18 protein-coding genes and 2 tRNA genes are annotated in these 20597 nt (G+C 64.5%); 17 read left to right on the plus strand and 3 right to left on the minus strand.

Going from position 1 to position 20597, the window contains the following annotated elements:
* Nucleotides 1–340 precede the first annotated feature (340 nt).
* From dnaA to KKR91_RS00060, 12 genes are all read left to right on the plus strand, one after another.
* Complete coding sequence (dnaA, locus tag KKR91_RS00005; RefSeq protein ID WP_210227121.1) at nucleotides 341–1759, plus strand: chromosomal replication initiator protein DnaA; 1419 nt, start codon at nucleotides 341–343, stop codon at nucleotides 1757–1759.
* A gap of 567 nt (nucleotides 1760–2326) precedes the next feature.
* Nucleotides 2327–3451, plus strand: a complete 1125-nt coding sequence (gene dnaN, locus KKR91_RS00010; protein ID WP_210227119.1) for a DNA polymerase III subunit beta — start codon at nucleotides 2327–2329, stop codon at nucleotides 3449–3451.
* Nucleotides 3452–3508: 57 nt separating this feature from the next.
* Complete coding sequence (gene gnd, locus KKR91_RS00015; RefSeq protein WP_210227117.1) at nucleotides 3509–4501, plus strand: phosphogluconate dehydrogenase (NAD(+)-dependent, decarboxylating); 993 nt, start codon at nucleotides 3509–3511, stop codon at nucleotides 4499–4501.
* A gap of 69 nt (nucleotides 4502–4570) precedes the next feature.
* Nucleotides 4571–5755 carry a DNA replication/repair protein RecF gene (gene recF, locus KKR91_RS00020; RefSeq protein ID WP_210227115.1) on the plus strand — a complete coding sequence of 395 codons (1185 nt, stop codon included), beginning with the start codon at nucleotides 4571–4573 and terminating at the stop codon, nucleotides 5753–5755.
* A complete protein-coding gene (locus KKR91_RS00025; RefSeq protein WP_420481410.1) occupies nucleotides 5739–6344 on the plus strand; it encodes a DciA family protein in 606 nt (201 codons plus the stop codon). The genes recF and KKR91_RS00025 overlap by 17 nt, the downstream gene beginning before the upstream one ends.
* A gap of 268 nt (nucleotides 6345–6612) precedes the next feature.
* A complete protein-coding gene (gene gyrB / locus KKR91_RS00030; protein ID WP_210228207.1) occupies nucleotides 6613–8631 on the plus strand; it encodes a DNA topoisomerase (ATP-hydrolyzing) subunit B in 2019 nt (672 codons plus the stop codon).
* Nucleotides 8632–8694: 63 nt separating this feature from the next.
* Nucleotides 8695–11295: a DNA gyrase subunit A gene (gyrA, locus tag KKR91_RS00035; RefSeq protein ID WP_210227113.1), complete on the plus strand. Its 2601-nt coding sequence runs from the start codon at nucleotides 8695–8697 to the stop codon at nucleotides 11293–11295.
* Entirely contained in the window at nucleotides 11292–11801 is a 510-nt protein-coding gene (locus KKR91_RS00040) for a DUF3566 domain-containing protein (protein WP_210227112.1), read from the plus strand. The genes gyrA and KKR91_RS00040 overlap by 4 nt, the downstream gene beginning before the upstream one ends.
* 141 nt (nucleotides 11802–11942) lie before the next feature.
* Nucleotides 11943–12016 (plus strand) — tRNA-Ile (locus KKR91_RS00045).
* A 45-nt stretch (nucleotides 12017–12061) separates the two neighbouring features.
* Nucleotides 12062–12181: a DLW-39 family protein gene (locus KKR91_RS00050; RefSeq protein WP_210227111.1), complete on the plus strand. Its 120-nt coding sequence runs from the start codon at nucleotides 12062–12064 to the stop codon at nucleotides 12179–12181.
* A 68-nt stretch (nucleotides 12182–12249) separates the two neighbouring features.
* Nucleotides 12250–12322 (plus strand) — tRNA-Ala (locus KKR91_RS00055).
* Between the two features lie 102 nt (nucleotides 12323–12424).
* The gene (locus KKR91_RS00060; protein WP_210227110.1) at nucleotides 12425–13333 is read left to right on the plus strand and encodes a DMT family transporter; all 909 of its coding nucleotides are present in this window, start codon (nucleotides 12425–12427) and stop codon (nucleotides 13331–13333) included.
* A 148-nt stretch (nucleotides 13334–13481) separates the two neighbouring features.
* On the opposite strand, the gene KKR91_RS00065 is transcribed toward KKR91_RS00060, so the two are convergent.
* On the minus strand, nucleotides 13482–14438 hold the full coding sequence (locus tag KKR91_RS00065; RefSeq protein ID WP_210227108.1) for a hypothetical protein: 957 nt from the start codon (nucleotides 14436–14438) through the stop codon (nucleotides 13482–13484).
* A 171-nt stretch (nucleotides 14439–14609) separates the two neighbouring features.
* On the opposite strand from KKR91_RS00065, the gene KKR91_RS00070 reads away from it, so the two are divergent.
* Both KKR91_RS00070 and KKR91_RS00075 read left to right on the plus strand, forming a co-directional pair.
* Nucleotides 14610–15152 carry a peptidylprolyl isomerase gene (locus tag KKR91_RS00070; RefSeq protein ID WP_210227106.1) on the plus strand — a complete coding sequence of 181 codons (543 nt, stop codon included), beginning with the start codon at nucleotides 14610–14612 and terminating at the stop codon, nucleotides 15150–15152.
* A 216-nt stretch (nucleotides 15153–15368) separates the two neighbouring features.
* Nucleotides 15369–16085, plus strand: a complete 717-nt coding sequence (locus KKR91_RS00075; protein WP_337925344.1) for a rhomboid family intramembrane serine protease — start codon at nucleotides 15369–15371, stop codon at nucleotides 16083–16085.
* Between the two features lie 431 nt (nucleotides 16086–16516).
* Here KKR91_RS00075 and KKR91_RS00080 read toward each other — a convergent pair whose 3' ends face one another.
* Complete coding sequence (locus tag KKR91_RS00080; protein WP_210227101.1) at nucleotides 16517–16768, minus strand: cell division protein CrgA; 252 nt, start codon at nucleotides 16766–16768, stop codon at nucleotides 16517–16519.
* A 213-nt stretch (nucleotides 16769–16981) separates the two neighbouring features.
* On the opposite strand from KKR91_RS00080, the gene KKR91_RS00085 reads away from it, so the two are divergent.
* Genes KKR91_RS00085 through KKR91_RS00095 form a run of 3 tightly spaced genes read left to right on the plus strand, consistent with a single transcriptional unit; the run spans nucleotide 16982 to nucleotide 18590 of the window.
* The gene (locus KKR91_RS00085) at nucleotides 16982–17773 is read left to right on the plus strand and encodes a class E sortase (RefSeq protein WP_210227099.1); all 792 of its coding nucleotides are present in this window, start codon (nucleotides 16982–16984) and stop codon (nucleotides 17771–17773) included.
* A 1-nt stretch (nucleotide 17774) separates the two neighbouring features.
* Nucleotides 17775–17945: a hypothetical protein gene (locus KKR91_RS00090; RefSeq protein ID WP_210227097.1), complete on the plus strand. Its 171-nt coding sequence runs from the start codon at nucleotides 17775–17777 to the stop codon at nucleotides 17943–17945.
* Between the two features lie 3 nt (nucleotides 17946–17948).
* Nucleotides 17949–18590 (plus strand): aminodeoxychorismate/anthranilate synthase component II, encoded by a 642-nt coding sequence (locus KKR91_RS00095; RefSeq protein ID WP_210227095.1) that lies wholly within the window; start codon nucleotides 17949–17951, stop codon nucleotides 18588–18590.
* 79 nt (nucleotides 18591–18669) lie between these two features.
* Here KKR91_RS00095 and pknB read toward each other — a convergent pair whose 3' ends face one another.
* On the minus strand, nucleotides 18670–20595 hold the full coding sequence (pknB, locus tag KKR91_RS00100; protein ID WP_237687430.1) for a Stk1 family PASTA domain-containing Ser/Thr kinase: 1926 nt from the start codon (nucleotides 20593–20595) through the stop codon (nucleotides 18670–18672).
* Between the last annotated feature and the right edge of the window lie 2 nt (nucleotides 20596–20597).

Below are 20597 nucleotides of genomic sequence, written 5' to 3' on the forward strand. Positions count from 1 at the left end.
AGTGCAGATAGCAGACACAAAGGACTACTCCACGTTAGGGGCACGACCGCCACCAGTCAAACCGGCGCACACCGGTCCCGGACCTTGCCCTGTTTATACAGTTCTATCAACACCTGTGGACAACTGCCCTCGGCCTGCCGCCTCACACCCCTGTGTGAGGCGGGTCCCAGAGGCTATCCACAGCCGGAATCCAGCTACCACCGGGGGAAATCATCCTCTAGGCTGGGCCACGGGCGTTTTATCCACCAGCTGTGCATAACTCTGTGGATGAACTGTCCGGAAACCCGATCGGGATTCCATGTTTCTTCAGACCGCTTGAGGGCGTTCACGAGAGGTTTTTGTGGGTACGGACGAAATCAACGATGTCGGCAGCTCCTGGCGCAAGGTCATCCGAACGCTGGAAACCGATGACCGGGTCTCCCCGAGGCAGCGCGGCTTCGTGGTGCTGGCCCAGGCCCAGGGCCTGATCGGTACCACCCTGCTGGTAGCCGTACCCAACGAGCTGACGCGCGAAGTCCTGCAGACCCAGCTCAAGCACATCCTGGATGAAGTCCTGCGTGGCGTTTTCCAGGCAGATATCCAGTGCGCCTTCGTTATCGACGCCGACATGATCCCGGCGGTAAAGAGCGATCCGGAGCCCGAGCCCGAACAGCCCGCTCCGAATCCGGTCCCCAGCGGAGAGAGCGCACCCTCTCCCACGCCGCCGAGCACCTCGCAGGAATTTGGCCGGCTAAATCCAAAGTACGTGTTCGAGACCTTCGTGATCGGATCCTCCAACCGGTTTGCCCATGCGGCGGCAGTGGCCGTGGCCGAGGCACCGGCCAAGGCCTACAACCCGCTGTTCATCTACGGTGATTCCGGGTTGGGCAAGACCCACCTGCTGCACGCGATCGGCCACTACGCCCGCCATCTCTACACGGGCATCCGGGTGCGGTACGTGAACTCCGAAGAGTTCACCAACGACTTCATCAACTCGATCCGGTATGACGAGGGCGCCAGCTTCAAGCAGCTCTACCGCAATGTCGACATCCTGCTGATCGATGACATCCAGTTCCTCGCGAACAAGGATGCAACGCAGGAAGAGTTCTTCCACACCTTCAATGCCCTCCACAACCACAACAAACAGGTGGTCATCACCTCCGACCTGCCGCCCAAGCAGCTCTCGGGCTTCGAGGAACGCATGCGCTCCCGCTTCGAATGGGGCCTGCTGACGGATGTCCAGCCGCCGGAACTGGAAACCCGGATCGCGATTCTGCGGAAAAAGGCCATCGGGGACAGCCTGAGCGCCCCCGACGACGTCCTGGAGTACATCGCGTCCAAGATCTCCACCAATATCCGGGAGCTGGAGGGCGCGCTGATCCGCGTGACGGCGTTTGCCAGCCTGAACCGGCAGCAGGTTGATGTCGGACTGGCCGAAATTGTCCTGAAGGACCTGATTACCGACGACGGCGCCCAGGAAATCACGGCCGCCTCGATCCTGGGACAGACAGCTGCCTACTTTCAGATCAGCCTCGAGGAGCTCTGCTCGAAGTCGCGGACCCGCACCTTGGTGACCGCCCGGCAGATCGCCATGTACCTGTGTCGCGAGCTGACGGACATGTCCCTGCCGAAGATCGGCCAGGAACTCGGCGGGCGGGACCACACCACCGTCATCCACGCAGACCGGAAGATCCGCGAACTGATGGCCGAACGCCGGGCCATCTACAACCAGGTCACCGAGCTCACCAACCGCATCAAGCAGCAGCAGCGAGAAGCATAATCCGCGGAACGGCGGGGCTGAGAGGCCCCGCAGGGGCTCGAAATTAACATTTGTGGACAAGGCTGTGGATAAACCGGTGGATAACTCTCCACTACTGGTGCTTCCCTGTGGATACGCGGAATTACAAAAAAGTTCTACACACCCCGCCGGCTTCGCTGCAGCGTAGCCCCACAGGTTATCCACAGGCTTAAACGGCCATGACGCCGGGATGGGCTAGGTTATCCACAGTATCCACAGGAGTTATTAACACTACGAACCTTAAGAAATCGGTTCCACCAAATAACATCTGACCTTTCCCGGCCCAACGTCGAACGAAGCCCGAACGAACATCGGATGTCTGTTCCGATGCATTGGATCAGGGCCGGGTGAACCCCAAGTACCCGATGCGCCGACCCCAGGTCGGGGGCTAAGCTGGCACAGAGTATTGTTGTCATTCGCAGAGCCGTCACTACGCCGGCGTCTTCGGATGCGGCGCAGCTGTGGTGCTGCGGCACCCGCGATGCTCCCTCACCAGTCATGAACATCCAGTTGTACTGAGAAGTACGTTGTGAAAGGCGGCACCCTGCAGTGAAGTTCAGAGTTGAGCGGGATGTCCTGGCCGAAGCGGTCACTTGGACAGCGCGGTCCCTTTCTCCGCGTCCTCCGGTACCGGTCCTGTCGGGCCTGCTGATCAAGGCCGAGGGCGGATCCCTAAGCATCGCCAGCTTTGACTACGAAATTTCCGCCCGTCTCCAGATTGCAGCGGACATTGCCGAAGAGGGCACCATCCTGGTTTCCGGCCGGCTGCTGGCTGAAATCTGCCGCAGCCTCCCCTCGGCACCGGTGGAAGTTGAAACCGACGGTTCCAAGGTCACCCTGACGTGCCGCAACAGCCGCTTCAACCTGGCCACCATGCCCGTTGCCGAATACCCCGAGCTCCCGGCCCTCCCCGAGGTCAGCGGCGTCGTTGACGGCGATGCCTTCGCACAGGCAATTTCCCAGGTCATCATTGCCGCCAGCCGCGATGACACCCTGCCCATCCTCACGGGTGTCCGCATGGAAATCGAAGACGACCTGATTACTTTCCTGGCTACCGACCGCTACCGGCTGGCCCTGCGCGAGCTGTCCTGGAAACCGGCCACCCCCGGAATCTCCACCAGCGCGCTGGTGAAGGCCAAGACCCTCAACGAAGTAGCCAAAACCCTTGGCGGCGCCGGAGACCTGAACATTGCGTTCTCCGATGACAGTGAACTGATCGGCTTCGAAAGCGGCGGACGGCGGACCACTTCGCTGCTGGTGGACGGCGACTATCCCAAGATCCGCTCGCTCTTCCCGGACAACACCCCCATCCACGCCACGGTCGAAACCAGCGCCCTGGTTGAAGCGGTTCGCCGTGTGTCCCTGGTTGCTGAACGGAACACACCGGTACGGCTCGCCTTCACCGACGGACAGGTCACCCTGGATGCCGGTACCGGCGAGGATGCCCAGGCCTCCGAAGCCCTGGAAGCCTCACTGATCGGCGACGACATCACGGTTGCCTTCAACCCGCATTACCTCAGCGAAGGCCTCGGCGCCTTCCCGAGCAAGTACGTCCGTTTTTCCTTCACCACACCGCCCAAGCCGGCAGTGATCTCCGCCCAGGAAGAACTCACCGGAGATGACCAGGAAGACTACCGGTACCTGCTGATGCCCGTCAGGCTGCCCAACCAGTAGCCCGGCGCGCGAGGACCCCGGCCCGCCGCTGACGCGGCAGCGAGAGAGGAACCTGCCATGCACATAGGCCTCATCGGACTGGGCAAAATGGGTTTCTCAATGCGCGAACGGCTGCGCCGCAACGGCATCGACGTCACAGGGTTCGACCGGAATCCGGTGCCCAGCGATGTCATGTCGCTGACGGAACTGGCAGCCGTGCTGCCCTCTCCCCGGGTCGTCTGGGTGATGGTTCCGGCCGGAAAAGTCACGTCGGATGTGGTCCGGGACCTGGTGGAGGTGCTTTCGCCCGGTGATCTGGTGATCGACGGCGGGAACTCCCGCTACGACGACGACCTTCGCACGGCCGACACGCTGGGAAAGTCCGGCATCCGCTTCGTGGACTGCGGTGTCTCCGGAGGGATCTGGGGCCAGGAGAACGGCTACGCACTGATGGCCGGAGGAGCCGCGGAGGACATCGACCTGGCGATGCCGGTCTTCGACGCCCTGCGTCCCCGGGGAGACCGCGCCCGCAGCTTCGTCCACGCCGGCAGCGTCGGCGCGGGCCACTACTCCAAAATGATCCACAACGGCATCGAATACGGACTCATGCAGGCCTATGCGGAGGGGTTCGAACTCCTGTCCGGCAAGGGCATCATCGATGACCCGCCGGCCGTCATGAAGGCCTGGCAGGACGGCACCGTGATCAGGTCCTGGCTCTTGGACCTGATGGTGAACGCCTTGGACGGGGACCCGGAACTGAGCCGGATTGCCGGCTATGCCGAAGATTCAGGCGAGGGCCGGTGGACGGTTCAGGAAGCCGTGGCCAGCGGCATTCCGGCGCCGGCAATAACCGCAGCCCTCTACGCCCGGTTTGCCTCCCGGCAGGAGGAATCGCCGGCCATGAAAATGGTCGCCGCATTGAGGCAGCAGTTCGGAGGACACACAGTCCAGCTTCCCGGCGGTCCCCAGATGCCGGCCGGGCCTGAGCCTGAGGTCGTCCCGGAGCCGGAAGCAGCTGCCCCGCCGCGGCTGCCTCCGGCCGCCGTCGACGAAAGCGGCAGCCCGGAGTAGTACCGCGCAGTAGGCTGGAAGAGAAGAAAACAACGGGCAATCGAGAGGGCAGGACAAAGGTGGACCGGCTTGTACATTGATTACCTTTCGCTCACCGGCTTCCGCAGCTATGCGCAGCTGGACCTGGAGCTGAAGCCGGGCGTCACCGTTTTTGTCGGCCCCAACGGAACCGGCAAGACCAACATTGTCGAAGCGATCGGGTATCTGGCCTCGCTCTCCTCCCACCGGGTCAGCAGCGATGGCCCGCTGGTGGCTTTTGACTCAGACCAGGCCCTGGTGCGGGCCCGGCTGGCGCGGGGCACGCAACGTACCAGCGTGGAGCTGGAGCTCAATCCCGGGCGGACCAACCGTGCCCGGATCAACCGGGCCAATCCCGTCCGTGCCAGGGACATCCTGGGCCTGTGCCGCACGGTCCTGTTTGCCCCCGAGGACCTGACCTTGGTCAAAGGCGACCCCTCCAGCCGGCGCCGCTTCATCGATGACCTGATTGTCTCGCTGGTGCCGCACCACGCCGCCACGCGCAGCGACTATGAGCGGGTCCTGAAACAACGCAATGCCCTGCTGAAATCCGCCCGCGCCGCAGGCCGCTTCACCTCTTCCCATGAAGCGACCCTCGAGGTCTGGGACCAGCACATGGCAGTGGCCGGAGCGAAGCTGCTCGCTGCCCGGCTGCAGGCGGTCCAACGGCTGCAGCCGCATCTGCAAAGTGCCTACCGGGACCTGACCGACGGTTCCAAGACAGCCCGCGCCGTTTACCGCTCCACGCTGCAGGGATCAGTGAACGACGACGGCGCCGTCGTCGGCGATCCCGATCCGGAGGAACTGTACGGACTCACCGAGGCGGAGCTGACCGAGCGGTTCCTGGCTGCCTTCGTGGCCAACCGGCGCCGCGAAATCGAGCGCGGCGTCTCGTTGGTGGGACCGCACCGCGATGATCTGGAACTGATCCTGGGGCAGGCACCGGCCAAGGGCTACGCCTCGCACGGCGAAACCTGGTCTTTTGCCCTGGCACTGCGCCTGGGCACCTACTACCTGCTGCTCAGTGACGATGACAGCCCGGGCGCCGGGCCGATCCTGATCCTGGACGACGTTTTTGCCGAACTCGATTCCGCGCGCCGCACCCGCCTCGCGGGTATTGTCGCGGACGCGGAGCAGGTCCTGGTGACCGCCGCGGTGGCCGACGACATTCCCGAGGCCCTGGCCGGTGAGGTGATCACCGTTGTCCCCGGAGGCATCAGTGTTCCCGCCCTCTGAAACGGGCCCGGCGGGCACCACCCCGGATGAGGCAGCCGGCCTGCCGGCGCCGGCCAGGACGGGCGGTGCCGAAAAGGCAGAAGAACCTGAGGTCCGCCAGGATGCAGCGCTGGCCCAGCTGAACCGGATGCGCCAGGCGGCGCAGGCGCGCGGAAACCAACGGATCCCCGCGGGACGGCGCAAGGCCGGCCACCGCCGCTCGGCACTGCCCTTCGTGCCCGGCGAATACACAGGACGGGATCCGCAGGGCGTGGGCAAACTCTTCACCCGGTTCGTCAGCGAACGCGGCTGGAACTCGCCCGTGGCCGTGGGCTCCGTCATCTCCCGCTGGGAAGAACTGGTGGGAGCAGACGTCAGCGCCCACTGCACCCCGGAGTCGTTTTCGGACACCACGGTCCAGGTCCGCTGCGATTCAACCGCCTGGGCCACCCAGCTGCGGCTGCTGCGCAGTTCCCTCATCAGCAGGTTCGACGCAGAGCTCGGGCCCGGCGTCGTCACGAAGATCGAAGTGATCGGCCCGGCAGCACCGAACTGGCGCAAGGGCTTGCGCAGCGTCAAGGGCAGGGGCCCCCGCGACACCTACGGATAGGCGCTCCGGCCGGCTCCCGGCAGCCCTCCCCCCACACTGGCTCTGTGCCGCTCAGCGGCTCGAAAACCCCTCCGGCCATATCCGGACCTAGACACCGGGTCCATATGCGCGCAAACCCCACTTTGGTGGCCTCCAAGGGGGTGTTTTGGGCCGTAATGGACCCCGCGGCACGGTAGAATTGGAAGTTGAGATGCCTGTCTTGGGAGAGGCATCAATCTTTGACCAACACACTGAGGAGTCGACAGCACCTGTGGCTAACGACAATGAGATGGACAACGCTGACGTAACAGCTCCGCACGAGTACGGTGCGAACGAGATCACCGTCCTGGAGGGCCTGGAAGCCGTTCGGAAGCGTCCGGGCATGTATATCGGCTCTACCGGACCCCGCGGACTGCACCACCTGGTGTACGAAGTGGTTGACAACTCGGTGGACGAGGCGCTGGCCGGCTACTGCGACCGCATCAACATCACCCTCCAGGCGGACGGCGGGGTGCGGGTCGAGGACAACGGCCGCGGTATCCCGGTGGACATGCACCCCACCGAGAACATGCCCACCGTGCAGGTCGTCATGACCATCCTGCACGCCGGCGGCAAGTTCGGCGGCGGCGGCTACGCCGTTTCCGGTGGCCTCCACGGCGTCGGCATCTCAGTGGTCAACGCCCTCTCCGCGCGGGTGGAAACCGAAATCCGCCGCCAGGGCTTTGTCTGGCACCAGTCCTTTGCCGACGGCGGCCACCCGGTGGGCGACCTGCGCAAGGGCGAGGCCACCGATGCCACGGGTACCACCCAGACGTTCTACCCGGACCCCACGATCTTTGAGTCCACCGAGTTCGATTTCGAAACCCTCCGGGCGCGCTTCCAGCAGATGGCGTTCCTGAACAAGGGCCTGCGGATCGTCCTGACGGACGAGCGGACCCTGGAGGAAGGACCCGAGGAGATCACTGCTGCTCCCGGCGAAGAGGGCGAAGACACGGGCCCCAAGCACCGTGTGGTCGACTACATGTACGCCGACGGGCTCCTGGACTACGTCAAGCACCTGAACTCGTCGAAGAAGTATGAAGTCATCCACGACGACGTCATTGCCTTCGAAACCGAAGACAATGACAAGAAGATGGCAGTGGAAATGGCCCTGCAGTGGACCACCGCCTACTCCGAGAGCGTCCACACCTACGCCAACACGATCAACACCCATGAGGGCGGCACCCACGAAGAGGGGTTCCGCGCCGCCATGACGTCGCTGATCAACCGGTACGCCCGCGAGAAGAACATCATCAAGGAAAAGGATGACAACCTCACCGGCGACGACATCCGTGAGGGCCTGACCGCCGTCATTTCCGTGAAGCTGGCCGAGCCGCAGTTCGAAGGCCAGACCAAGACCAAGCTGGGCAACTCCGAGGTCAAGGGCTTTGTCCAGCGCGTCGTCACCGACCAGCTCGGTGACTGGCTGGAGCGCAACCCCGGCCCGGCCCGCGACGTGATCCGCAAGTCGATCCAGGCTTCCCAGGCCCGCCTCGCCGCCCGCAAGGCCCGCGAATCCACCCGCCGCAAGGGCCTGCTGGAATCCGGCGGCATGCCCGGCAAGCTCAAGGACTGCTCCTCCAAGGACCCGTCCAAGTCGGAAATCTACATCGTGGAGGGTGACTCCGCAGGCGGCTCCGCCGTCCGCGGCCGCAACCCCGAAACCCAGGCCATCCTGCCGCTGCGCGGCAAGATCCTGAACGTGGAGCGCGCCCGGCTGGACCGGGCCCTGGGCAACGCCGAAGTCCAGTCGATGATCACCGCCTTCGGCGCGGGTATCGGCGAGGACTTCGATGTGGAGAAGGCCCGCTACCACAAGATCGTGCTGATGGCCGATGCCGACGTCGACGGCCAGCACATCACCACGCTGCTGCTGACGCTGCTCTTCCGCTACATGCGCCCGCTGATCGAAAGCGGCTACGTGTACCTGGCCCAGCCGCCGCTGTACCGGATCAAGTGGTCCAACCACGCCCACGACTACGTCTACAGCGACCGCGAACGCGACGAAGTGGTGGCCCGCGGACTGGCGAACAACCAGCGCCTGCCCAAGGACAACGGCATCCAGCGCTACAAGGGCCTGGGCGAGATGGACTACACCGAGCTCTGGGACACCACCATGGACCCCGACCACCGCACCCTGCTGCAGGTCACCATGGACGATGCCGCAGCCGTGGACCAGATCTTCTCCGTCCTGATGGGCGAGGACGTCGAGTCCCGCCGCAACTTCATCCAGCAGAACGCCAAGGACGTGCGCTTCCTGGACATCTAGGAAAACGCGCCATCCTCCTTTGCGTCCGCGGATTACCAGAGCTTTTGAAGAACGGAACAACCAATGAGTGAAGAGACCCTCTCAGACCGGGTTGAGCAGATCGACCTGCAGACTGAAATGCAGCGGTCCTACCTGGACTACGCCATGGCAGTCATTGTGGGCCGTGCCCTCCCTGACGTGCGCGACGGCCTGAAGCCCGTGCACCGCCGCGTGCTGTACGCAATGTTCGACGGCGGCTACCGCCCGGAGCGCTCGTTCAACAAGTGCGCCCGCGTGGTCGGCGAAGTCATGGGCCAGTACCACCCGCACGGCGACTCGGCCATCTACGATGCCCTGGTGCGCCTGATCCAGGACTGGACCATGCGCTACCCGCTGGCCCTGGGCCAGGGCAACTTCGGCTCCCCCGGCAACGACGGCGCCGCGGCACCCCGGTACACCGAAACCAAGATGGCCCCGCTGGCGATGGAAATGGTCCGCGACATCGACGAGGAAACCGTCGATTTCATGGACAACTACGACGGCCGCAACCAGGAGCCGACGATCCTGCCGGCCCGCTTCCCGAACCTCCTGGTCAACGGCTCCTCCGGCATCGCCGTGGGCATGGCCACCAACATTCCGCCGCACAACCTGCGCGAAGTGGCAGACGGTGTCCAGTGGTACCTGGAGAACCCCGAAGCTCCCAACGATGTCCTGCTTGAGGAACTGATCCGCCGTATCAAGGGCCCGGACTTCCCCACGGGTGCCACCATCCTGGGACACAAGGGTATCGAAGACGCCTACCGCACCGGCCGCGGCTCCATCACCATGCGTGCCGTGGTTAACGTGGAGGAACTCCAGGGCCGTACCTGCCTGGTGGTCACCGAACTGCCGTACCAGGCCAACCCGGACAACCTGGCGATCAAGATCGCGGAACTGGTCAAGGACGGCAAGGTTTCGGGCATCGCGGACATGCGCGACGAAACCTCTGGCCGCACCGGCCAGCGCCTCGTCATCGTGCTCAAGCGCGACGCCGTGCCCAAGGTGGTGCTGAACAACCTTTACAAGCACACGCAGCTGCAGGAAAACTTCGGCGCGAACATGCTGGCCATCGTGGACGGCGTGCCGCGCACCCTGAGCCTGGATGCGTTCATCCGGCACTGGGTCACCCACCAGCTCGAAGTCATTGTCCGCCGCACCCGGTACCGGCTGCGCAAGGCCGAGGAAGTTGCCCACATCCTGATTGGCCTGCTCAAGGCCCTGGATGCCCTCGACGACGTCATCGCCCTGATCCGCCGCTCCACCACCGTGGAAGAGGCCCGCAGCGGCCTGATGGGCCTGCTGGACATCGACGAACTGCAGGCCCAGGCCATTCTGGACATGCAGCTGCGCCGCCTGGCAGCCCTGGAACGGCAGAAGATCCAGGACCAGCATGCCAAGCTGCAGACCGAAATCGCCGAATACAACGCGATCCTCGCCTCCGAGGTGCGGCAGCGCCAGATCGTCAGCGAAGAGCTGCACGAGATTGCCGACAAGTACGGCGACGACCGCCGGACCCACATCCTCATGGGCTATGACGGCGATATGAGCATGGAAGACCTGATCCCCGAAGAGGAAATGGTCGTCACTATCACCCGCGGCGGCTACGTCAAGCGCACCCGCAGCGACAACTACCGCCAGCAGGCGCGCGGGGGCAAGGGCATCAAGGGCGCGCAGCTGCGCGGCGACGACGTCGTCGAGCACTTCTTCGTCACCACCACCCACCACTGGCTGCTGTTCTTCACCAACCTGGGGCGGGTCTACCGGGCCAAGGCCTACGAGCTGGTCGAGGCCGGCCGCGACGCCAAGGGCCAGCATGTGGCCAACCTGCTGGCGTTCCAGCCGGATGAACACATTGCCCAGGTGCTGGACCTGCCCGGCTACGACGCCGCCCCGTACCTGGTCCTCGCGACCAAGCGCGGACTGGTGAAGAAGACCCGCCTGGAGGACTACGACACCAACCGCTCCGCCGGCGTCATTGCGATCAACCTGCGCGACGGCGACGAACTCGTGTCCGCCCAGCTGGTCTCCGAAACCGATGACCTGATGCTGGTGTCCCGCCAGGGCCAGTCGCTGCGCTTCACCGCCAGCGACGACGCGCTGCGCCCCATGGGCCGCGCCACCTCGGGCGTCACCGGCATGAAGTTCCGCGAGGACGACGAACTGCTCGCAGCCGACGTCGTCACCGAGGATTCCTACGTGTTCATCGTTACCGAGGGCGGCTACGCCAAGCGCACCGCGGTGGAGGAATACCGCGTCCAGGGCCGCGGCGGCCTCGGCATCAAGGTCGCCAAGCTCGCCGAGGACCGCGGCCACCTGGTCGGCGGCATGATCGTGCAGGAGGAGGACGAGGTCCTGGTGGTCATGCAGGGCGGCAAGGTTGTCCGCTCCTCCGTGGCCGGCGTGCCGGCCAAGGGCCGCGACACCATGGGCGTCATCTTTGCCAAGCCGGACAAGAACGACCGCATCATCGCCGTCGCCCGCAATTCGGAGCGCGATCTGGGCATCGAAGAGGCCGACGACGAAGGCGACACCGCCCCGCTCACGGACCCCGGGTCTGTAGGCACCGAAGCCGATGAAGTACCGTTGGCTACAGAGAATTCGGCTGTGCAGGACGCGCAGTCCGCAGAAGATGGAGGTAACGAGTGAGCTCGACCAACTCAAATCCCAGGTCGACGTCGGGCACCGGACCCCGGGTAAAGACCCCCGCGCGTCCGGCCCAGCGCCCCGGAGGTGGTCAGAGCGCACCGGCGAACCGGCAGCCGCTCGTGAAGCCGGCACCCAAGGCCAAGGCCCGCAAGGCACGCCTGCTGGTCAGCAAGATCGACCCCTGGTCGGTCCTGAAGATGGCCTTCCTGCTCTCGGTGGCCCTTGGTGTGGTCACAGTTGTCGCAGCCATCGTGCTGTGGACTGTACTGGACCTGACCGGCATCTTTGACCGGGTGAACACCCTGCTCGGAGACATTGCGGGAACCGAATCCGGCGGGTTCGACCTGCGTGAGTTCGCCTCGCTGGGACAGGTGGTCTCGTTCTCCACCATCATCGCCGTCGTCAACGTACTGCTGCTGACGGCGCTGTCCATGCTTGCTGCCGTGCTGTACAACATTGCCTCCACCCTGGTGGGCGGCATCGGCGTCACCCTGACGGACGACTAGCAAACCTGAATTACGCTGGAATTCCGCACTTTTTCTGCCCGGCCGGCACCGGAAAACCGCCGGTCGGGCAGGAAATCCGGGAACGATTTGGGTTCCCGGCAGAGGTGGGGTAAAGTTTTATCTCGGCCCGAGAAGGTATCGGGGCGCATAGCTCAGGCGGTTAGAGCGCTTCGCTGATAACGAAGAGGTCCCAGGTTCAAGTCCTGGTGCGCCCACGGAACACCACCGCAAGGTGATGGACCACAAGGCAAGGAGGCACTGTGAAGAAGTTGCTGGCAGTAGCCGCAGCAGCGGTTGCAGGAATCCTCGCAGTAAAAAAATGGCAGGAAACTGCCGCGGAGAAATCCGTTTGGAAGGCATCCACCGACAAAGTGGAATAATTTCCGGCGGAAATCATTCCGGTTCCACCGCAGGTCCGGGTGGGTTATACTGGATGAGTTCTCAATTCGGGGGCATGGCGCAATTGGTAGCGCACCTGCTTTGCAAGCAGGGGGTTCGGGGTTCGAGTCCCCGTGCCTCCACCGAATGAAAGTCCCGGTCAATAGACCGGGACTTTCTGCGTTTAAGTCAGCTGGCCGTAGCAGGGACCGGTCGACACCGGCCGGTGATCTATTGTTGCTCTGGTGACCGTATTCCTCGCCGTGATCGGCGTTCTCGGGGTATCAGCCTCCGGGCCCATCATGGCAGCCACCGCAGCCCCCGCCCTGGCGATCGCCTTTTGGCGCAACGCGCTCGGCGCCGTCGCCATGGGGGTTCCCGCCCTGGCCCGGAATCCGCGTGCCTTTACGCGCCTGACCCGTGATGAAGCCAAATGGACAGGGATTGCCTCGGTGGCACTGGCCCTGCACTTCGCGTGTTTCATTACCTCCCTCCAACTGACGTCGGTAGCGGCAGCAACCGCCCTCGTCTGCCTGCAGGCGGGGTGGATTGCCCTGTTCAACCTGATGCGCGGCATCCCGGTGGCCCCGCGTGCCCTTGCCGGCCTGGGCGCTGCGCTGGTGGGCGTCGTCATCATCACCGGCTTTGACCTGGCCCTCTCCCGCGAGGCCCTGCTCGGGGATTTGCTGGCAGTGGCTGGAGGGGCACTGGCCGGGCTCTACACGATCGCCGGCGGCAAGGCCCGGGCGACCATGAGCACCGGCACCTACACCTCGCTCTGCTACAGCCTGTGTGCCGTGCTGCTGCTGGGCCTGTGCGCCGTCTTCGGGCAGCCGCTGGTTGCCTTCGAACCGGCAGCCTGGGCTGGCATCCTGGCCGTCACGGTCGTGGCGCAGATCCTGGGTCACAGCGTCTTCAACCACCTGCTGGCCGTGATCTCCCCGCTGGTCGTGTCCATGATCATCCTGCTGGAAATCCCCGGGGCGGCGGTCCTGGCTGCCATCTTCCTCGGCGAGCAGCTGCCCGCCGGCACCTACGGGGGGCTGGCACTGATCCTGGCGGGCCTGGCCGTGGTGGTGAGCGGGCAGGGCCGCCGTGCCCGGACCGCGGCGCTGCCGCCGGCCCCACCGGCGTTGGGCGGCGACATCGACTGACCGCTCACGCCGAGGTAAGCCCGGCGTGCCTGATTCCTGGGAGATACAAAAAGGGAGGACCCCGGACGGGGTCCTCCCTTTACGGTGAGGCGCCTACACCGGCGTCTCTACCTGCGCATCAGCGCATGCTGCACATACTACGGAGCTGCTACTTCTTGTCCGAGGACTTGTCGGCGTGGGCGCCTGAGGCCTTCGCGGCGTCAGCAGCCTTGGAGACGGACTCCTTGCTGTGCTTGGCAGCCTCGGAGGTCTTCTCGCCGGCACGGGCAGCGGCGCGTTCCGCAGCTTCCTTGATGCTGGCGACGGTTTCCTTGGATTCCTGGGCAGACTCCTTGCCGTTGGCAGCGGCCTTGGCGGCGCTGTTCTCGGCCGGCTTGGGAGCGGCAGGAGCCGCGGCGGCGGGTGCCGGAGCGGTGGCTGCCGGAGCTGCGGCGGAAGCCGGCTTCGGGGCCGGAACCTGCACGGTTTCAGGCTTCGCCGGGGCCGGAGTCTTCCAGGGATCCTCGACCGGACGCGAAGCACGCCAGGCGGCAACACCGGCAGTAACTGCAGCGGCGATGATGCCAAAGACCAGCCAGCCCTTGCCGCCGCCCTTCTGGTTCTTGCGGGCAGCCTTGGCGGCAGAAGCGGCGGCCTTCTGGGCCTTCTTCAGTGCCTTTTTGTTGCCCGTTGCCTTGGCTACAGCCGTCTGGACCGGAACCGAAGCTGCACCAAGGGTGCGGGTAACCGACGCCGAGGCATCGCCGATGCGGGTGGAAAGGGTGGGAATGTAGTCGTCAACAACCTTGTCCCGAGCGCTGGTGAGCGCCGGAGTGGCGCGGTCCAGGGTGTGCTGGATGCGAGGGGTGGCTTCGTCGACGGCGTGGCTGATCCTCGGGCCGACCTTCTGGAGGCTGTCCTGGATGCGCGGCGTCACAGTGGCTACTCCTGCGGCAACGCCGTCAGAGGCGCGCTTGAGGCCATCCTGGATTTTCGGTGAAGCGGTCTCGATGCCCTTTTCGATGCGGGGCACCGCCCAATCGCGTGCGGCCTCCACCTTCGGTGCAGCCCAGTCACGTGCGGTCTCTACGCCTGCAGTGACATTGGCTTCAAAGTCACGGGCCATGCGGTCCTTCTTCTTCAAAACTACCTCCCGGGATAGTGACGGTTCATCCTTACCCTACGTTGACTTTGCGGGTGTGGGCCATTGGCAGCCCGGGCGGGGCGGACTTTTCACTGTGCGCTGAACCGGGCGATTTCCGCCCCTCCGCGGCCTCGTCATGGAAGAATGACATATATGACTGCTATTCCTACCGCAATTGCAACCATCCATACCTCCCTTGGCGACATCAAGGTCAACCTCTTCGGGAACCACGCCCCCAAGACGGTCAAGAACTTTGTTGGCCTTGCCACCGGCGAGATCGAGTGGACCGACCCCGCAACAGGAGAGAAGACCAGCCGCCCGCTGTACGACGGCACCATCTTCCACCGCATCATCAAAGACTTCATGATCCAGGGCGGCGATCCCCTGGGCCGCGGCACCGGCGGACCGGGCTACCAGTTCGACGACGAGATCAACCCGGACCTTGACTTCTCCACGCCGTACAAGCTGGCCATGGCCAACGCCGGTGTCCAGATGGGCCGCGGTACCAACGGATCGCAGTTCTTCATCACCTCCGTCCCCACCACCTGGCTGCAGGGCAAGCACACCATCTTCGGTGAGGTAGCCGACGACGAGTCCCGCGCCCTGGTTGACCAGCTCAACGCCGTGGCCACGGACATGCGCGACAAGCCCGCCGAGGACGTCGTCATCAACAGCATCACGGTCGAACAGCTCTAGTCCGATCTCGGATGCCCCGGTCGGAACTTTCGGCCGGGGCTTTTCGTCCATCTGGCCTCATTTCTCTTTGGGAGTACCGCAATGTCGTATGGAGTGCCTGCCGAAACGCCGGCTTCACAGGTTCCTGTTTGTCCGCGACACCCGGACCGGATCAGCTACATCCGGTGCCAGCGGTGCGGGCGGGCAGCCTGTCCCCAGTGCCAGCACGCCGCACCGGTGGGCATCCAGTGCGTTGACTGCTTCCAGGATGCCCGGCGCGCCGCTCCGTCCTATCAGACGCCCTACGGCGGCAAGGCTGTTTCAGGAAAGCCCGTTGTAACCATCACTCTGATGGTGGTCTGTGCCGCCCTCTTTGTGGTCCAGCTCCTCGTTCCCGGTTTCACCCGCGAGCTCTGGTACGCGCCGCAACTGACCGGCCGCGAACCGTGGCGGATGCTCTCTGCCGCATTCCTGCATTCTCCCGGGGGCTACCTGCACATCGCGTTCAACCTCTATGCCCTGTGGTTCCTGGGACAAGGGCTGGAACCACAGCTCGGTCGTCTCCGCTTCGCCCTGCTCTACCTGATTTCGGCCCTGGGCGGCTCGGTGGGAGTCCTGCTGCTCAGCCCACTGAACCAGGCTGTGGTGGGGGCGTCCGGCGCCATCTTCGGGTTGTTCGGCGCCCTGCTGGTGGTACTGCTCCAGCGCAGGGCCAGCGTGCGGTCCGTACTGATTCTGCTGGCGGCCAACTTCGCCCTGGGGCTCTTTGTCCCCAGCATCGCCTGGCAGGCGCATCTGGGCGGCCTGCTGACCGGTGCCGCCTGCGCTGCAGTGCTTGTTTATGCTCCCCGGACGAAACACCGGACCCTGGTGCAGTTCGGCGGCCTGGCGGCGATCACCGCCGTCCTGTGCCTCGCCACAGCCGTCCTGGCCGCAGCCAAGGGCCTTGTATAGCAGGCCGACCTAGATCCGCCTCACCGGCGCCCGCCCTGTGGAAACGCCCGGAAGACACGGCCGGGCGTTATCCACAGGGATACCCACAGTGTTAATAACTGTCTGCCAGGTGCAGGCTCCAGCCGGCTGCCTCAAGGGGTTCAAGGCTGGGGTGCCAACGGCGACTTAGGGCCTGCCATGAGTGGCAACAGTAGGTTATCCACAGCCCTGAAGGGCACCTGTGAACAGGTTATCCAGAGGCTTAACTGAGTTACACACATGTAATTCCACAGTTGTGGATAACTTTATTTCCCGTGTTTCCGGGGATGTTGCCATCCCGACCCTCAAAGTTACACACACCTGTGGATAACTCTGTGCACAGTGTGTGCACAAACGTTCTCCACAGGGTCATACACAGGCTCGGAAGCTGCCAGGCGAGGGGTGAGGACCGGTCAGCGCCAGCGGGTGGTCATAAGGAACCCGACAATGGCGATGCCAAAGCCGACCAGGATGTTCCCGGCACCCAGCGCGGGTATCGGGAACCGGCCCTCCGTGATGTAGAAAACGATGATCCAGAGCAGCCCGATGATCATCAGGCCAAACATGACCGGCTTGTACCAAACCGGGTTCGGTTTGTAGGCTGCGGCTGGTTTGGCAGCAGGTGCAGCGGGCGTGGTTTTCTTGCGGGACTTCGACTCAGGCACGGATCCTCCTAGCGGAACCGGCTCAATGCACGCCGGCGTGTACGGTCATGGGCGGGGGCCATGGGTGCAGCACTGCCCAAACCGGGTTGATGCCCGGCTGTATCCTGACGTAAGGCTGCGGCCGCACCTGGCTGTTCCCTCGTACTTATCGTAGCGAACGGCGGAGCTCTCACGTGCCGCTGCGGAATAACCGGTCAACGTGGAAAGGGAACCATGGCAACCTCTCAAGGGACAGTGCCTGTCCTTGATTCCCCCGAGCCCCGGGGCAGGCACCGAACCCGCGGCCAGCTGGCCGTACAGGTAGCCGGCGAACTGCTGATCACCGTGGGATTGCTCCTGGTTCTTTATGTTGCCTGGGAACTGTGGTGGACCAATATCGATTCCAACCGCAAACAGGACCAGGCAGTAGGAGACCTCTTCTCCGACTTCGACGCGCCCCTACAACCCCTGTCCGGAGCCGAAAGCCCCGATTACGGTGATCCAGCCGTCCTGCCGGCCATCGAAGAGGAGGGGCGCACCTTTGCTGTTGTATACGTCCCCCGCTTCGGTGAGTCCTATGCGCGGCCAATCACCAGCGGCGTGGGAACAGCGGTCCTGGATACCCTGGGACTGGGGCACTACCCCACAACAGCCATGCCGGGCGCCGTCGGCAACTTCGCCGTGGCCGGGCACCGCCAGACCCACGGGCAGGTCCTGGACGCGATCCACACGCTCGTGCCGGGGGACAAGATCTACGTCCAGACAAGTCAGGGCTACTACACGTATGTGTACCGCAACAACCAGATCGTCCTGCCGGACCGGGTAGACGTGATCGCTCCCGTTCCCACCCAGCCCGCGGCCGTGCCCACGGAGCGCTTCATGACCCTGACCAGCTGCAACCCACGCTTCGGCGCGCAGGAACGCATCATTGCCTACGCCCTGATGGATTCCTGGCAACCGCTCTCAGCCGGACCACCCGCTGAGATCGCAGCGCAGGTAGCCGACAACGTGGAAGGAGCAGGATAAAATGTACGCTTGGATCTTCAGGAAACTTCCTGGCCCCTTCTGGGTCCGCAGCCTCCTGGCACTGGTGCTCATCGCCGGCGTCGTGCTTCTGCTGATGAACTACGTCTTCCCGTGGTTCTCGGAGTACAGCTTCCTGAGCCCCCTCACTGATTCCACGATTGGCGGTTCCTAGAACATGAGCATTCGCATCCTGGTCGTCGACAACTACGACAGCTTTGTCTACACATTGGTCGGCTACCTGCAGCAGTTGGGTGCCGAAACCACCGTGGTGCGCAACGACGACGTCACCCTCGCCGAAGCGGTTGAGCTGGCCTCCGCGCGTGACGGCGTACTGGTGTCGCCGGGTCCGGGGGCTCCGGCAGATGCCGGCGTGTGCGTGGACCTGATCCGCTGGTGCGGGGCGAACAATGTTCCCATGCTGGGAATCTGCCTGGGCCATCAGGCCCTGGCTGAGGCCTACGGGGGGACGGTGACCCACGCACCTGAACTCATGCACGGCAAGACGTCCTCCGTCCGTCACGAGGGGACCGATGTTTTCCAGGGGTTGCCGAGCCCTGTAACGGCCACCCGCTACCACTCACTGGCTGCGGTCGCGGATACCATTCCGGCGGACCTCGAGGTCACTGCCCGCACCGACAGCGGAATCATCATGGGCCTGCGCCACGTGTCGGCTCCGTTGTCCGGGGTGCAGTTCCATCCGGAATCGGTGCTCACCGAAGGCGGCTACCAGATGCTGGGCAACTGGCTCCAGAGCCTGGGCCTGGTCGGGGCGGCGGCACACGCCGCCACGCTCAGCCCGCTCATCTCCACGCCGTAAGCCAGCGGCGCGCCGGCACCGCAGCCCGGTTCACGCCCGCCTCACTGACCAGCCCGGATTTTCAGCCGGGGAAGAAGGACTAGTCGTCCTTTTTCCCCGGCTTTCCGCTGCCGTTTGCGTTGTCCGACGGCGCGGGCGAAGGTGTTGCCCCTGGGCTCGCTGACGGATCCGGAGTGGGTTCCACCGGCGCCTTGGCCACGGTGATGGAAACAGTGCTGCCCTGCTCCACATTGGTGCCGGCAGGGACACTCTGGTTGGTTACCGTACCGGGTTCCACCACCGAGTTCTCCTCCTCGTTCACGGTGACCGTGAGCAACAGCTCCGGGCCGCCGAGAATACCGACGGCCGTTTCCTGCGGACTGCCGACTACATCCGGAACGGTGACCTCGCCGGTGGACAGCACCAGGTTCACCGCACTGCCGGTGGGGACCGACTCACCCGGTGCAGGGGTGGTGGTGAGCACCCGCCCTTCCGCAACGGTGGCACTGTTGGCCTCGGTGGTGGTGCCGCCCTGCAGTCCCAGGCTGCGCAGCATGTCCCGGGCCTCGGGTTCAGTCATCCCGGGCAGGGTCGCAGGTATCTCCACGGCGGCAGGCCCCAATGACATGTACAAAATGACTTTGCTGTCCAGCGGTACATCAGTTCCACCCTCGGGGGAGGTCCGGATGGCGTAACCCTTCTCGATGGTGTCGCTGTGCTCGGTCTCCATGGTCAGCGAGCCGAAACCGGCGTCCATGATCAGATTCATGGCATCTGTCTGGGACTGATTCTGCACGCTGGGCATGACGGCGGTGGCGGGGGCCGTTACCGGCGGATTGATCAGGTTGTAGGCCACGACGGACCCGGCACCGAGCAACAGCACCAGGCCGATGCAGAATGCGATGATCCAGGCCCGGCGGCGGGCCTTCTGCTCCGGGTCCCGATCATCGGTGTTCCCCACGGACAGACCCTGCGGGCCGTCGTCGTCGCCGCTGTCGGTGGAGCTGTCGTAGCCCACCGGCGCCATGGCGCGGGTGCGGGAATCGGATTCGATGGGGCTCACGTCAAATGCCGGGGTCACGGGAGCCGCTACGGTCAGGGCCTCGGTGATGCCGGTCTCCGGCACGGCGGCCGGTTCGGATTCGCCGCGGCGGGCGCGGAGCAGGGCATCACGGAAGGCGTGGGCGTCCTGGTACCGGTCGGCGCGGTCCTTGGCCAGGCCGCGCTCGAGCACGCTGTCGAGTGCTGCAGGGATCTCGGGATTGAAGCTGCTGGCCTTGGGCGGCTGCTCCCGGACGTGCTGGTAGGCCACGGAAACCGGGCTGTCACCGATGAACGGCGGACGGCTCGCCAGCAGTTCGAACAGCAGGCATGCTGCGGAGTAGAGGTCGCTGCGGGCATCGACCGTCTCCCCGCGGGCCTGCTCGGGGGAAAGATACTGGGCAGTGCCGATTACGGCCTGCGTCTGGGTCATTGTGGCAGCCGAGTCGGCCATGGCGCGGGCGATGCCGAAGTCCATGACCTTGACCCCGCCTTCGGGCGTGACCATGACATTGGCCGGTTTAATGTCCCGGTGCACGATTCCTGAGCGGTGGCTGTATTCCAGGGCGGAAAGGACGCCCAGGACGTAGTCGACGGCCTTTTCGGGGCTGACGTCTCCGGCCTTGACCATGTCCCGCAGGGTCCGGCCGGCCACGTACTCCATGACGATAAAGGGCAGCCGCACATCCTCGGGCGAGGACTGCGGGGATTCCTGGTCTCCGGTGTCGTAGACAGAGACGATGGCGGGGTGGTTCAACCCCGCCACTGCCTGCGCCTCGCGCCGGAAACGGGACTGGAACAAGGGATCGCGTGCCAGATCCGGGCGCAGCACCTTGATAGCGACAGTGCGCCCCAGCCGGATGTCCCGGCCCAGATAGACGTCAGCCATGCCGCCGCGGCCGATCAGCTCGGCAATCTCGTAGCGGCCGTTCAACACCCGTTCCGTGTTCAGGGTGGGCTGTCCTTTCAGGAATTCTGCGCTCATGT

Source organism: Arthrobacter jiangjiafuii, from assembly GCF_018622995.1.
GTDB classification, from domain to species: Bacteria; Actinomycetota; Actinomycetes; order Actinomycetales; family Micrococcaceae; genus Arthrobacter_B; species Arthrobacter_B jiangjiafuii.